9 protein-coding genes are annotated in these 14,666 nt (G+C 64.3%); 4 read left to right on the forward strand and 5 right to left on the reverse strand.

Annotated elements, in window-relative coordinates:
- The first annotated feature begins 371 nt into the window (after positions 1 to 371).
- Complete coding sequence (locus IWX87_RS16115; RefSeq protein WP_196864549.1) at positions 372 to 668, forward strand: hypothetical protein; 297 nt, start codon at positions 372 to 374, stop codon at positions 666 to 668.
- Between the two features lie 44 nt (positions 669 to 712).
- Here the strand turns inward: IWX87_RS16115 and IWX87_RS16120 are convergent, their stop codons facing one another.
- From IWX87_RS16120 to glgC, 5 genes are all read right to left on the reverse strand, one after another.
- Complete coding sequence (locus tag IWX87_RS16120; RefSeq protein ID WP_196864550.1) at positions 713 to 2,059, reverse strand: 3-deoxy-D-manno-octulosonic acid transferase; 1,347 nt, start codon at positions 2,057 to 2,059, stop codon at positions 713 to 715.
- A complete protein-coding gene (gene waaC, locus IWX87_RS16125) occupies positions 2,056 to 3,135 on the reverse strand; it encodes a lipopolysaccharide heptosyltransferase I (RefSeq protein ID WP_196864551.1) in 1,080 nt (359 codons plus the stop codon). Before waaC ends, IWX87_RS16120 begins: the two co-directional genes overlap by 4 nt.
- 38 nt (positions 3,136 to 3,173) lie before the next feature.
- Positions 3,174 to 4,556 (reverse strand): phosphomannomutase/phosphoglucomutase, encoded by a 1,383-nt coding sequence (locus IWX87_RS16130; protein WP_196864552.1) that lies wholly within the window; start codon positions 4,554 to 4,556, stop codon positions 3,174 to 3,176.
- A gap of 172 nt (positions 4,557 to 4,728) precedes the next feature.
- Complete coding sequence (gene glgA, locus IWX87_RS16135) at positions 4,729 to 6,213, reverse strand: glycogen synthase GlgA (protein WP_196864553.1); 1,485 nt, start codon at positions 6,211 to 6,213, stop codon at positions 4,729 to 4,731.
- A complete protein-coding gene (gene glgC / locus IWX87_RS16140; protein WP_196864554.1) occupies positions 6,210 to 7,478 on the reverse strand; it encodes a glucose-1-phosphate adenylyltransferase in 1,269 nt (422 codons plus the stop codon). The genes glgA and glgC overlap by 4 nt, the downstream gene beginning before the upstream one ends.
- Before the next feature lie 259 nt (positions 7,479 to 7,737).
- Between glgC and IWX87_RS16145 the strand changes: the two genes are divergently transcribed.
- Genes IWX87_RS16145 through glgX form a run of 3 tightly spaced genes read left to right on the forward strand, consistent with a single transcriptional unit; the run spans position 7,738 to position 14,511 of the window.
- A complete protein-coding gene (locus IWX87_RS16145; RefSeq protein ID WP_196864555.1) occupies positions 7,738 to 10,170 on the forward strand; it encodes a glycogen/starch/alpha-glucan phosphorylase in 2,433 nt (810 codons plus the stop codon).
- Positions 10,171 to 10,204: 34 nt separating this feature from the next.
- On the forward strand, positions 10,205 to 12,394 hold the full coding sequence (gene glgB, locus IWX87_RS16150) for a 1,4-alpha-glucan branching protein GlgB (protein ID WP_196864556.1): 2,190 nt from the start codon (positions 10,205 to 10,207) through the stop codon (positions 12,392 to 12,394).
- Positions 12,391 to 14,511 carry a glycogen debranching protein GlgX gene (gene glgX / locus IWX87_RS16155; protein WP_196864557.1) on the forward strand — a complete coding sequence of 707 codons (2,121 nt, stop codon included), beginning with the start codon at positions 12,391 to 12,393 and terminating at the stop codon, positions 14,509 to 14,511. The genes glgB and glgX overlap by 4 nt, the downstream gene beginning before the upstream one ends.
- Positions 14,512 to 14,666 lie beyond the last annotated feature (155 nt).

A 14,666-nucleotide genomic window follows, 5' to 3' on the forward strand; every position in this document is an offset into this window, starting at 1 on the left:
AGCAAAAATTTCATAATGCGAGTGCGCTGAGTGAAAAATCAACCCACCCGGGCAGGGTGTTGCGTTTACCCGCAGAGTATTTCAGCAGCCTGTTATGGAAATAGCCATGCTTTTCGCCTTCATCTTGCTCAGCGGCATCGTCATCGAGGCAGCCCTCGCCCCGCCGCTGGCGCAGCGGCTGGCGGGCTGCAGTGCCAGGAATGGAAGTTCAAGATTGTGGTCATGGATGGCAAGACCCTTGACAAGGTGCTGGCCAACCGCCTTGCCAGTGCGCCCCTGGAGTCAACGCTTGACATCGTGGCGGCTTGAGGCGATGGCGTGGTGTTGACCCGGGTCATGGCAGGCATGTATTTTTTTTCACCGCTTTTTTCGTGAATCAAGCGAACGGCTGCGGCTTTATAGGCCGCCGGTGGCGCGGCGAAACCGCACTGGCGGTGCTGTACTGGCACGACATTGTGGTCGTCGGCAGCATCATCAACCTGCTGACCGGCTTTGCCGCGCTGATGCTGGCAGCGCAGGGCGTTCACCTGGCAATTGCGGCGGCGGTGCATTTCGCCCCGCTGCCTTACAACGCTTTTTTGGTCGTGTCCTTGTGGCGCACCCCCCGATGCAGCCGGGCCATGGCCTGGACTTCTGCACTGTGGCTGGTCGTCATGACGGTGGTTTAAGGCAGGCGCTGCCATGCGCCCGGTGGGCTGGTTTTTTTATCTGTTCACCCTGGCTGCAGGTATTCGCGCAACGCCTGCACCGTCCGCGCTGTCGCCCCCCGGTTCCTGGCAGAAAAGGCCAATCCGGCTGCGACCGCTTTCGCCAGCGCAGCCGGATCCTCAGCCAGCCCCAGGCCGGCCTGCACGCCTTCAGCCATGTCGGCCACGCGCAGCGCAGCGCCTTCGGCCTCGGCGAGTTCGGCTGCTTCGGTGAAATTGAAGGTGTGCGGCCCCATCACGACCGGGCAGCCGCAGGCGGCGGCTTCGATCAGGTTCTGCCCGCCCAGCGGCGCAAAGCTGCCGCCCAGCAGGGCCGCGTCGGCCAGGCCGTAGTACAGCGCCATTTCGCCCAGCGAGTCGCCAAGCCAGACATCGGCGTTCATTGCCTCGGCGCTGTCGGCCGGGCTGCCGGTCCATTGCGAGCGGCGCGACACGCGCAGGCCGTGCAGCGCTGCCAGCGCGGCCACGTCGTCAAACCGCTGGGGATGGCGTGGCACGACCAGGGTCTTGAATCTGCAGTCCAACGGAATTGCTACTGAATTCATAGCTACCTGCGCTTGTGGGATATGCGCAAACGCCTTTATTTGCTTGAAAAACTCGTCTTCCTCGCCTTCACGCGAGCTGGCGAACATCAGCACCGGCTGCGCCAGCGACTGGCGCCAGGCCCGCCCTTTTTCCAGCTGGGCGGCGTCTGGCGTCGCGTCGAACTTCAGATTGCCGAACACGCCGGCGACCGGCGCGCCCAGCTGGTGAAAACGCCCGGCGTCGCCTTCGGTTTGCGCGTACACGGCCGACAGCGCACCATAGGCGGGCAGCGACAAGGCCGACAAACGCAGCGCCTGCTTCAGCGACTTGGCCGACAGCCGGCCATTGACCAGCACCAGCGGCATGCCGCGTTGTTTGGATCCGGCCACGGTGTTGGGCCAGATTTCGGTTTCCATCAGCAGGCCCAGGCGCGGCTTGAAGTGGCTGAAAAAACGCGCCACCGCAGCCGGGCTGTCCCACGGCTGCCAGACCTGCACGTCGCCGGGCTGGCCTATGGATTTAAGCAGCGCCCGCCCCTCCTCGCGGCCGGTGGCGGTGCCATGCGTCAGCAGCAGCCGCAGCGCCGGATACTGCTTGTGCAGCGCCTTGAGCAGCATGGCGGCGGTGCGGGTTTCGCCCAGCGACACAGCATGCACCCAGACCAGTTCGGACACGGCTTCAGCCGGCTGGGCATAGTGGCCAAAGCGTTCATCGACCGCTTCAAGGTAGCCGGGCTCCTGCCGACCGCGCCGCGCCAGCTTGCGCCGCAGCAGCGGCTGGACGAGCGTCGTGAACACCGAATACAGCGCGCGCGCCCATCTGCTCATGCGCCGTCGGCCCCGCGCATGGACGATTCCAGGGATTCGGACGCCTGGCCGGGTACGCCCTGCACGGTTGCCAGGCAGCCCAGCCAGGCCTGCCAGACCGCGTCCACGCTGGGCTGGGGCGCGGCGTAAACGCTGACCTGTCGGGCGCTGGCCGCGTCAGGCCCCGTACGCCAGGCGGTGTCAAAGTTGTAGAGCTGCACATGCGGCAGGTCGAGCGCCACGGCGATGTGGCTGACGCCGCTGTCCACGCCAATGACGCCGGCGCACTGGGCCAGTTCGTGCGTCAGCGCGTCAAGCGCCAGCAGCGGCCAGACGACCGCCTGGCCAGGCGCGCCATCATTCAACGACCGGGCAATCGCCTGGCTTTTAAGCTTTTCTTTTTCATTGCCATGGGGCAGCGCAATCTGATAACCGGCGGCATTCAGGCGCTGGCCCAGTGCCGTCCAGTGGCCCAGCGGCCACTCCTTGTCGGCACGCGATGTGCCATGCACGAAAGCCACCCTGTTTGCTACTTTTTCAGTAGCCAAATGGTCAAGTCCTGTTTGCGCAAGAGGCCTTTTTAGTCCGTAGTCCGGGCGGGGCGTAAGGCAATAGCCCAGCGCCCGGGCCACCAGCTCGCGCGAGCGCTGCACGGCGTGGATGTGCGGCTGGATGTGTATCGCCACGTCGGCCACCCAGCGCGTCGGGGCTTCATAGCCGGAACCATCGGTCTGGTTGGCCAGCGCGAAACGCTTGCCGCCAGGCGCCAGCCGCGCCAGCCGCGCCACAAGAGCAGATTTGGTCAGGCCCTGCAGGTCAATGACCGCGTCGTAGCCTGTCTGGCGCAGGTCGGCCTTGAAGGCGTTCCACTGCTGGCGCGTGACGGCGGACAGCGGCGACTTGCGCCAGCGCCGGATTTCGCACGGAATGACGCGCCGCACGCCGGGGTGCAGCGCCAGCACAGGCGCAAACGATTTTTCAACCACCCAGTCGATGTGCGCGCCCGGCAGGGCCGCGAGAATGTCCTGCACCACCGGCAGGGCATGCACCACATCGCCGAGAGAAGACAGCTTGACAAGAAGGATTCGAACCCCCACGCTCCCCGCGCCCTGTATTGCGCTGTGCACTTCTTTGTTCAATGCGCCGGCGCGGCAAACACCGCATCGGGCTTGACGCTGCGCAGCAGCACCAGCATGTCGGCCTGGATGCGGTCAAGCGCCGCCTGCGTCTGCCCCTCGAAGCGCAAGACCAGCACCGGCGTGGTGTTGGAGGCGCGAATCAGGCCAAAGCCGTCCGGCCAGTCCACGCGCACGCCGTCAATGGTGTTGACCTTGGCGGGCGCGTCGAAATGCGCGGCCTTGATGAGCGCGGTCACGGCCGTGTGCTGCTCGCCTTCGGCGCACGGCACGTTCAACTCGGGCGTGCTGAAGCTGGTCGGCAGACTGTTGAGCAGCTCCCCGGCGTCAAGCGCCTGGCTGACGATTTCCAGCAGCCGGCAGCCGGCGTAGGTGCCGTCGTCGAAACCGTACCAGCGTTCCTTGAAGAAGATGTGGCCGCTCATCTCGCCGCCAAGCGGGGAATCGACTTCCTTCATCTTGGCCTTGATCAGGGAATGGCCGGTCTTGTACATCAACGGCACGCCGCCGGCCGCTTCAATCTCGGGCGCCAGGCGCTGCGAGCATTTCACGTCATAGACAATCGTGCCGCCCGGCACGCGGCTCAGCACGTCACGGGCAAACAGCATCATCTGGCGGTCGGGGTAGATGTTCTGGCCGTCCTTGGTAACGATGCCCAGGCGGTCGCCGTCGCCGTCGAAGGCCAGTCCGAGTTCGGCGTCGCCGGCCTGCAGCGCCTTGATCAGGTCCTGCAGGTTCTCGGGCTTGCTGGGGTCGGGATGGTGGTTGGGAAAGTTCCCATCGACCTCGCTGAACAGCTCGGTCACTTCGCAGCCGATGGCGCGGAAAATATCGGGCGCCGTCGCGCCGGCAATGCCGTTGCCGCAATCGACGACGATCTTCATCGGCCGCGCCAGCTTGATGTCGGACACGATGCGCGCCTGGTAAGCCTGCGTCACGTCCTCGGTACGCCGCGTGCCGCCGTCCTTGAGCGACCAGGTTTCTCCGTCCATCATGGCGCGGATTGCCTGGATATCGTCGCCGTAGATGGCGCGACCGGCCATGACCATCTTGAAGCCGTTGTAGTCCTTGGGGTTGTGGCTGCCGGTGACCTGGATGCCGGAGTTGCACAGCGTGTTGGCGGCGAAGTACAGCATCGGCGTGGTTACCATGCCGACATCGATCACTTCGATGCCGACCGCCTGCAGGCCGCGCATCAGCGCGGCGCTGAGCGACGGGCCGCTGAGCCGGCCGTCGCGGCCCACGGCTACTTTGGACTCGCCCTGCGCCAGCGCGATGCTGCCAAAAGCCTTGCCGATGCCCTCGGCAACGTCCTCGGTCACCGTGGCGGGCACGACGCCCCGGATGTCATAGGCCTTGAAAATCGAAGCGGCTACTTGCATGGTGGGGTTCTTTTTAAAATGTTGTTGAGGGCGATGGCGCTACAGGGCCGGAGTACAGAAAAAGGAAAAGGAAAAGGAAAAACAATACCGGGAAATTTTATACAGCGGCTGGCGCCACAAGTAAACCGCAGGCGGCGGGCCAAACGGACGCTACGCACGTTACAGGCCTTATTTATACACGCGCCCCGGTGGCAGACGCTGCCAGTGTGCCTTGGTACAGCGCCATGTACTGCGCGGCGGCGGTTTCCCATGAAAAATTCTGCGCCATGCCGCGCCGCATCATCTGGCGCCACAGCGCAGGCTGGCCGTAAGCAGCGACCGCCTGCTGCAGCGCCTGCGCCAGGGCAACGGGCGTGGCCGGGCCGAAACTGAAACCGGTGGCCAGGCCGCTTTGCAGCGTGTCCTGCGTGGCGCCGACCACGGTGTCGGCCAGGCCGCCGACCTGCCGCACCACCGGCACCGTGCCATAGCGCAGCGCGTAAAGCTGGGTCAGGCCGCAAGGCTCGAAGCGGGACGGCACGAGCATGGCGTCAGCACCCGCCATCATGCAGTGCGCCAGCGCCTCGTCATACACCAGCCGCACGGCCACTCGCCCCGGATGCATGGCCGCCGCTTGGGCAAAGGCCGCTTCCAGCGCCGGGTCGCCATTGCCTTCGACGGCCAGCTGGGGGCCGCCCACCGCCGGAAAATCGAGCAGCGCGGGCAAGGCGTCGAGCAGCAAATCCAGCCCCTTTTGCGATGTCAGCCGGCTGACGACGGCAAACAGCGGCGCGCTGGCATCAACGTTCAAGCCCAGTTCCTGCTGCAGGGCCGCCTTACACAGCGCCTTGCCTTGAAGCTTGTTGGGTGAATACGGCGCGGCGGTCAACGGGTCGGTGGCCGGGTTCCAGACGTTGCCATCAACACCGTTCAGGATACCGGACACGTCCGCGCCACGGGCGCGAATCACGCCGTCCAGGCCGCAGCCAAAGGCATCGGTGGCGATTTCCTGTGCATAGGTCGGGCTGACCGTGGTGATGTGGCGGGCATATTTCAGCCCGGCTTTCATGAAGGACAGCTGGCCATGGAATTCGAGCCCGACCGGCACCATCAGGCGCGACGGCAGGCCCAGCAGGTGAAAGTCGCGTTCGTCAAACAGGCCCTGATAAGCCAGGTTGTGAACCGTGAAGACCGTGGCTGCCCGGGTGGCCGGGTGGCAGGCAACATAGGCGCAAGCCATGGCGGCATGCCAGTCGTGGGCGTGCAGCACATCGGGCGTCCAGCCGGGGTCCAGCTCGCCGGCAGCCAGGTGCGCCGCCACCCAGCCAAGCAGGCCAAAGCGCTGCAGGTTGTCAGGCCACTCAGTGCCGTCAGGTGCCAGGTAGGGGTTGCCCGGCCGCTGGTACAGGTAGGGCGCGTCAATCACATAGGCGGCAACGCCGTTGTGCGCGAGCCGGCCCAGTCGCAACGTGACGCGACCGGCGCCGAAAATCGCCCCCAGTTCGCACACCACCTGCTGGCCTTTGACGCCTTTCAGAATGTCGGGCAGGCCCGGCAGCACCAGCCGGACATCGGCTCCGACAGCGATCAGGGCTTCAGGCAGCGCGCCGACCACATCGGCCAGGCCACCGGTCTTGACCAGCGGAAAAATTTCGGCAGCAGCATGCAGGACCTTCATGCGCCGATCTTCTCCAGCATGTTCCGGGTGACCAGCGTGATGCCGTTCGGGCTGCGGTGAAAGCGCTGGCTGTCGAGTTCGGCGTCTTCGCCGATCACCATGCCATCGGGAATGGTGCAGCCCCGGTCCACCACCACGCGGTTCAGGCTGGCGCCCCGCCCGACCTGAACGCCAGGCAAGAGCACAGCCCAGTTCACCTGGGCATGGGAATGCACGCGCACGCTGGAAAACAGCACCGAGCGGAACACATAGCCCGACACGATGCAGCCGCCGGACACGGTTGACTCAATCGCCATGCCGCGCCGGTCTTCCTGGTTATGCACGAACTTGGCCGGCGGCAATTGCGCCTGGTATGTCCAGATCGGCCAGTGCTGGTCGTACAGGTTGAGGTCCGGGTCGGTCGCCGTCAGGTCGATATTGGCCTCCCAATAGGCGTCGATGGTGCCGACATCGCGCCAGTAGGGCTCGGCCACATCGCTGGAAGGCACACAACTCAGCGCAAACGGGTGCGCTGCCACTTCACCGTTTTTCACGGCGCGCGGAATAATGTCCTTGCCAAAGTCGTGCGTTGAGTCGGGGTCATTGATGTCACGCGCCAGTTCCTTGTAGAGGTACTCGGCGTTGAAGATATAGATGCCCATGCTGGCCAGCGCCATGTCGGGACGGCCCGGCATGGACGGCGGGTCGGCCGGTTTTTCAAGGAAGTCGGTCACCATGCTGTTTTCATCCACCGCCATCACGCCAAAAGCGGTGGCCTCCATGCGCGGCACGGCAATGCAGCCCACGGTGCAGTCGCGGCCCTTGGCCACATGGTCGGCCAGCATCAGCGCGTAGTTCATCTTGTAGATATGGTCGCCGGCCAGCACCACGATGTAGTCGGCGCCGTAGCTCTCCAGAATGTCATGGTTCTGGTACACGGCGTCGGCCGTTCCCCGGTACCAGCTTTCGTCGCCGCTGCGCTGCTGGGCCGGCAGCAGATCGACGAACTCGTTCATCTCGGTTTTCAAAAAGGCCCAACCGCGTTGCAAATGACGCAAGAGGCTGTGCGACTTGTATTGGGTAATAACGCCAATGCGCCGTATGCCCGAATTGAGGCAATTTGACAGCGCAAAGTCGACGATTCGGAACTTGCCGCCGAAATACACCGCCGGTTTGGCCCGGCTGTCGGTCAGGTTCATCAGCCGGCTGCCGCGGCCGCCAGCGAGCACCAGGGCAACCGCGCGTTTTGGCAAATCAAGGCTTTGGGCAAGTTCGTTAGGTTTCATTGTTTCCAGCGGTGGGAGTGATGAAGGGCGCCACCATCTTAATACCGCAAACCGCGCAGGCAAGGGCTTTGCGGGGCATAAAACAGGGAATCAAGCGCCAAATGTACCGTCTGTCAACAGCCACTGACAGTGTGGCTATCGCCCGTTTCAAAGTCGGTCCTGCAGTCTTTTTCACATGCGAGAATCAACAAAAAACTGGCAGATGGCGCGCTCCTTGCTGATAGTCGCCCCGGTCTGCCGCACCTGAAAGATCAACGCCGTGAATTCAAGCTTTCCCATTGCCAAACATGCCCTGGCCGCACAAATCGAAACGCATTTGTTGTGCACCGTCGGCGTGGCCTCGGAAGACGCCACGCCCACCGACCTGATGCAGGCTGTCGCCCAGGTGGCGCGCGAACAACTGTCACAGCGCTGGGTTGAAACCCAGGCGCTGCAACGCGCCGCCAAGGCGCGACGGGTGGTGTACCTGTCGATGGAATTCCTGATGGGCCGCACCCTGTCGAATGCGCTGGCCGCGCTCAGCCTGACCAGCGGCGCGGCCCAGGGCTTGACGCAGCATGCGCAAAGCCTGGAAGATGTGGCGGACCGCGAGGCCGATGCGGCATTGGGCAATGGCGGCCTGGGCCGGCTGGCGGCGTGTTTTCTTGACTCGATGGCGACGCTAGGCCTGCCCTCTTTCGGCTACGGCATCCGCTATGAATACGGCATGTTCGCGCAGGAAATCCAGGACGGCGCGCAGGTCGAATACCCCGATCCCTGGCTGCAGGACGGCACGCCGTGGGAGTTTCCGCGGGCCGGCATCAGCTACCCGGTTCGCTTCGGCGGCTGGGTCGAGCATGTGGACGGCACCCCGGTCTGGCGCCACGCCGGCGAAGTCGCCGCCAAGGCCTACGACATGGTGGTGCCCGGCCATGGCACGCCGCTGGTCAGCACCCTGCGCTTGTGGAAAGCCGTGGCGCCAGCGCATATTGACCTGAATGCCTTCAACACCGGCGACTATGCCCGGGCGGCGACAGCCAAGAACGAATTCGAGAACATCTCCTGGGTGCTTTACCCCAACGACAGCACGCCGGCCGGACGAGAGTTGCGTTTGAAACAAGAGTATTTCTTTGTCGCTGCGTCGATCCAGGACCTGGTGAAGCGTCATTTAGACGAACACCCGACGCTGGACAACCTGGCCGACCAGGTCGCCATTCACCTGAACGACACCCACCCGGCCATCGGCGTGGCCGAGTTGATGCGGCTGCTGTGCGACGAGCACGGCATGCCGTGGAGCCAGGCCTGGGCGCTGTGCGGCAAGACGTTCTCGTACACCAACCACACCCTGATGCCTGAGGCACTGGAAACCTGGCCGGTCGCCTTGATCCAGCATGTGCTGCCGCGCCACCTGGAAATCATCTTTCGCATCAACAAGGAATTCCTGGAAATGGCGGCGCGCCACCGCCCCGGCGACAACGCATTTTTGTCACGGCTGTCGCTGATCGACGAGCATGGCGAGCGGCGCGTGCGCATGGCGCACCTGTCGGTGGTGGGCAGCCACAAGGTGAACGGCGTGTCAGCGCTGCATTCGGATTTACTGGTGCAGACCATCTTTGCCGACTTTGCCGACCTGTGGCCGGAACGCTTCACCAACATGACCAACGGCGTCACGCCCCGGCGCTGGCTGGCGCAGGCCAACCCCGGCCTGTCGGGGCTGCTCGACAGCACACTGGGCAACCGCTGGCGGCTGGACCTGGAGGAACTCAAGCGGCTCGGTGAATACCGCAGCGACGCTGACTTTCAGGGGAAATTCATGGCTATCAAGCGCGCCAACAAGGCGCGGCTGGCGGCTTACATCGATAAGACGACGGGCATTGTCGTCAGCCCCGACAGCCTGTTCGACGTGCAGGTCAAGCGCATCCACGAGTACAAGCGCCAATTGCTCAATGTGCTGCACGTCGTCACGCGCTACCAGGCGATTCTGGCGAATCCTGAAGGCGACTGGGTGCCGCGCACGGTGATCTTTGCCGGCAAGGCGGCGTCGAGCTACCACACGGCCAAGTCCATCATCCAGCTGATCCACGACGTCGGCAACGTCATCAACCACGACCCGCGCATTGCAGACAAGCTCAAACTGGTGTTCATTCCCAACTACGGCGTGTCCGTGGCCGAGGTCATCATGCCCGGCGCTGATCTGTCAGAGCAAATATCAACAGCCGGCACCGAAGCCTCGGGTACCGGCAACATGAAGCTGGCGTTGAACGGCGCCTTGACCATTGGCACCGATGACGGGGCGAATATCGAGATTCGCCAGAACGTCGGCGACGACAACATCTTCATCTTCGGCCTGAAGACGCCCGAGGTGCATGCGCTGCGGCAAACCGGCTACCAGCCGATGCGCTACTACGAAAGCCTGCCGGCGCTGAAAAATGTGCTGGACGCAATTGCCGGCGGCCAGTTCAGCACGGAGGAACCGGGCCGTTACCGCGCGCTGGTCGATTCACTGCTGTGGGGCGGCGACCATTACCTGCTGCTGGCCGATTACGAGTCTTACGTTGCCACGCAGTTGCGGGTCGATGCGTTGTTCCGCCGGCCGGGACCCTGGTGCGAAAAGGCGATTGCCAACGTGGCGGGCATGGGCGTTTTTTCGTCCGACCGGACGATTCGGGAATATGCCCGCCAGATCTGGAACATCGAGCCCGCCGCGCACTGAGCGCGCTTATTGACCGCACCCGAGGACACGTGCCATGCTGAAGCCCGAAGATGTCGAACTGATTTGCAGCGCCCGCCACGGCGACCCGTTCTCGGTACTGGGGCCGCATGCGGACGACGGCGGCGTGTCGGTCCGCGCTTTTTTGCCAGGCGCCCGGCGGGTGGAAGTGCTCGATGCCGATTCGGGCCACCCGGTCGGCACACTGGAGCGGCACCACCCCGACGGATTTTTTGAAGGCCTGCTGGCGCTGCCGGCCCCGGAGGCTTACTGCCTGCAGGTGCAGTGGGACAACTACCAGACCGCCGTGCTGGAAGACCCGTACCGATTCGGGCCGGTGCTCGGCGAAATGGACGTGTGGCTGCTCAGCGAAGGCACGCACCTTCGGCCCTATGAAATCCTGGGCGCCAACCCGTGCAGCCGGGACGGCGTGGACGGCACCAGTTTTGCCGTGTGGGCGCCCAATGCCGCCCGCGTCAGCGTGGTGGGCGACTTCAACCTCTGGGACGGTCGGCGCCACCCGATGCGGCTGCGGCGCGAGTGCGGCGTCTGGGAAATCTTCCTGCCCGGCGTAACAACAGGCGCGCGCTACAAGTTCGAAATTCTCGCAGCCGATGGCCAGGTGCTGCCAGCCCGCGCCGACCCGTATGCGCGCCAGGGCGAACTGCGGCCCGCCACCGCCAGCATCGTGGCCGGCATGCCCGCCCGCCAGCCGGCATCCAGTGCGCGCCAGCAAGCCAATTCGCTGGAGGCACCCCTGAGCATTTATGAAGTCCACCTCGGTTCCTGGCGGCGCATCGACGACCCGGCAAGTGGCTTGCCGCGCTGGCTGACCTGGGACGAACTGGCGGCGCAACTCGTCCCTTACGCAGCAGACATGGGTTTTACCCACCTGGAGCTGATGCCTGTCAGCGAGCATCCGTTTGACGGCTCCTGGGGCTACCAGCCCGTCGGCCTGTACGCGCCGACCGCGCGGTTTGGCGATGCCGACGGACTGGTGCGCTTCATTGCCTGCTGCCATGCGGCGGGCATTGGCGTGCTGCTCGACTGGGTGCCGGCGCACTTTCCGACCGATGCGCATGGCCTGGGCAATTTTGACGGCACGCCGCTGTATGAATACGCCGACCCGCGCGAAGGCTTCCACAACGACTGGAACACGCTGATCTACAACCTGGGCCGCACCGAAGTGCGCAACTTCCTGATTGGCAATGCGCTGTACTGGCTGGAGCGTTTTGGCATTGACGGCCTGCGTGTCGATGCGGTGGCGTCGATGCTCTACCGAGACTACAGCCGAAAAGCGGGCGAATGGATTCCCAACATACACGGTGGCCGCGAAAACCTGGAAACCATCGCCTTTCTGAAACGCATGAACGAAGTGATTGGCACCGAGCGGCCGCAAGCCGTCACCATGGCCGAAGAATCGACCTCGTTTCCAGGCGTGTCGCGTCCCACCTCTGAGGGCGGGCTGGGCTTTCACTACAAATGGAACATGGGCTGGATGCACGACACGCTGCAGTACATGGCGCGCGACCCGGTGCATCGCCAGCACCATCAGGGCGAAATGACCTTCGGCCTGAGCTACGCCTTCAGCGAAAACTTCGTGCTGCCCATTTCGCATGACGAAGTGGTGCATGGCAAAGGCTCGCTGCTGGACAAGATGCCCGGCGACGACTGGCAGCAATTCGCCAACCTGCGCGCCTACCTGGGCTTCATGTTCGGCCACCCCGGCAAGAAGCTGCTGTTCATGGGCTGCGAGTTTGCGCAGGTGCGCGAATGGAACCACGACCAGAGCCTGGACTGGCACCTTCTGGACAAGCCGCAACATGCCGGCGTGCAGCGGCTGGTGCGCGACCTGAACCAGCTTTATACAACCACCCCGGCGCTGCATGCGCTGGACTTCACACCCGCTGGTTTTGAATGGATAGACCACCAGGATGCCGCGCATTCGGTGCTCAGCTTCATCCGGCGCAGCAACAACCCAGGGACTTTCAACGTGGTGATCTGCAATTTCACACCGGCCGTGCAAACGTCCTACCGCATTGGCGTGCCGCAGCCCGGCGACTACCGAGAGCGGCTCAATACCGACTCGGCGCACTACGGCGGCAGCAACGCTGGCACGCCGCTGGGCATGGCCAGCACCGAGCCGGTCGGCTGGCACGGCCACACGCAGTCCATCGTGCTGACGCTGCCGCCGCTGGCAACGGTTTTTCTGGAGTGGACGGCATGAGGACGACGGACCCACTTCTGATCGGAAAACCCTGGCCACTGGGCGCCAGCTGGGACGGCCAGGGCGTGAATTTTGCCGTTTTTTCAGCCCATGCTTCAGCCATCGAGCTGTGCCTGTTCGACGATGCCGGAACGCTGCAGACGCGCTGCGAATGCCTGCCTGGCCACACGGACGATATCTGGCACGGCTACCTGCCGAACGCCGCACCCGGCCTGATTTATGGCCTGCGGGCACAAGGCGACTGGCAGCCCGAGCACGGCCACTTTTTCAATCCAAACAAGCTGCTGCTCGACCCCTATGCCCGCGAAGTCGTCGGCACCTTCGAGTGGCGCGACGAAAACTTTCCCTATGTCCACCCGAGTCCGCCGGACACACCACCGGAACAACCGCCCGAGATGGACAGCCGCGACAACGCCGCCGGTGCGCTGAAGGCGCGGGTGGTGCAAGTGGACAGTTTCGACTGGTCAGGCGACCAGCCGCCGGGTGTGCCGCTGCGGGACACGGTGCTCTACGAAGCCCACGTCAAGGGTTTTTCCAAACGCAACCCGGCGGTGCCCGAAGCGCTGCGCGGCAGTTATGCCGGCCTGGCCGATCCGGCGTCGCTGGCGCACCTCAAGCGCCTGGGCATCACCAGCGTCAGCCTGCTGCCGGTGCATTACGCGCTGGACGAAGAGCGGCTGGCCGGCATGGGCCTGAGCAATTACTGGGGTTACAACACGCTGGCCTTCTTTGCGCCCAGCGTGCGGCTGGCGTCGCAGCAGGACGGCGTCAACCCGCGCGATGAATTCCGGACCATGGTCAAGGCGCTGCATGCCGAGGGCCTGGAAGTCATTCTGGACGTGGTCTACAACCACACCGCCGAGGCCGACGGCGGCGGCCCGTCCATCAGCTTTCGCGGCCTGGACAATGCCAGCTACTACCGCCTCAGCCCGGAGCCGCCGGTCGGCTTCGAGAACCACAGCGGCTGCGGCAACACGCTGGACATCCGCCAGCCGAGGGTATTGCAACTGGTGATGGACAGCCTGCGCTACTGGGTCAGCGAGATGCATGTCGATGGTTTTCGCTTCGACCTGGCACCGGTGCTGGGCCGGGGCAGCGAAGGCTTCGAGCGCGAAGGCGCATTTTTCACCGCCGTGGCGCAAGACCCGGTGCTGTCGCGCGTCAAGATGATCGCCGAGCCATGGGACATCGGCCCGGGCGGCTACCAGGTCGGCGGTTTTGCCAAAGGCTGGCTGGAGTGGAACGACCATTTCCGCGACGGCATGCGCAGCTTCTGGCTGCAGTCCGGCGAGCATGCCACCTCGCTCGGCGACTTCGCCCGGCGGCTGTGCGGCTCGGCGGATCTGTACCAGGGCAGCGGACGGCCCCCGGCCACCTCGGTGAACTACCTGGTGTCGCACGACGGTTTCACCCTGGCGGATCTGGTCAGCCACAACGAGCGCCACAACGAGGCCAACGGCGAGGACAACCGCGATGGCCACGGCAACAACCTGAGCAACAACTGCGGCGCCGAAGGCCCGACCGACGATGCGCCCATCAACGAGTTGCGCGGCCGCATGCGGCGCGCCCTGCTGGCCACCACGCTGCTGGCCCAGGGCACGCCCATGCTCTGCGCCGGCGACGAACTCGGCCACAGCCAGCACGGCAACAACAACCCGTATTGCCAGGACAACGAGATCACCTGGATCGACTGGACAAAAGCCGACGACACGCTGATCAACTTCACCGCCTGGGTGCTGTCGCTGCGCCGCCAGTTGCTGCCCTTGGGCAACCACTGGTACAGCGGACTGAGCGACACGCTCGGCCTGCACGACCTGCACTGGTTGAACAGCAGCGGCGAGGGCTTGCAAGACCAGGATTGGGGCGACAACAGCCAGCGCGTGCTCGGCTGCCTGATCGGCCAGCCGGGCAAGGCAGTCGCCCCGCTGCTGCTGCTGGTCAACCCGGAGGCCGAAGACCACGAGTTCCTGCTGCCAGCCGGCGTCTGGCAGGCGGTGCTGGACACGGCCGATCCAAGCGGCGTGACCCGCTGGCAGGGCCAGGGCGAGGCGCCCTTGAAGGTGGCGGCGAACAGCCTGATGCTGTTGGTTGTCGCGGGCACCGAAGTGCAGTTCTAGAAAAAATTTCCTTTCACTTTCACCATGACGAACAGGCAATCCGCAGACTGGATGCCTTTTTTTGCTATTTAATTCATAGCTGCTTACGCATACTCTGAAAGCGCAATGACATCAGCCTTTGTCATCCTGGCCCCGGATCAAGCCCGGGGTTTCAG

Source organism: Polaromonas sp. CG_9.7 (assembly GCF_015752205.1).
In the GTDB taxonomy this organism is placed as follows: Bacteria; Pseudomonadota; Gammaproteobacteria; order Burkholderiales; family Burkholderiaceae_C; genus Polaromonas.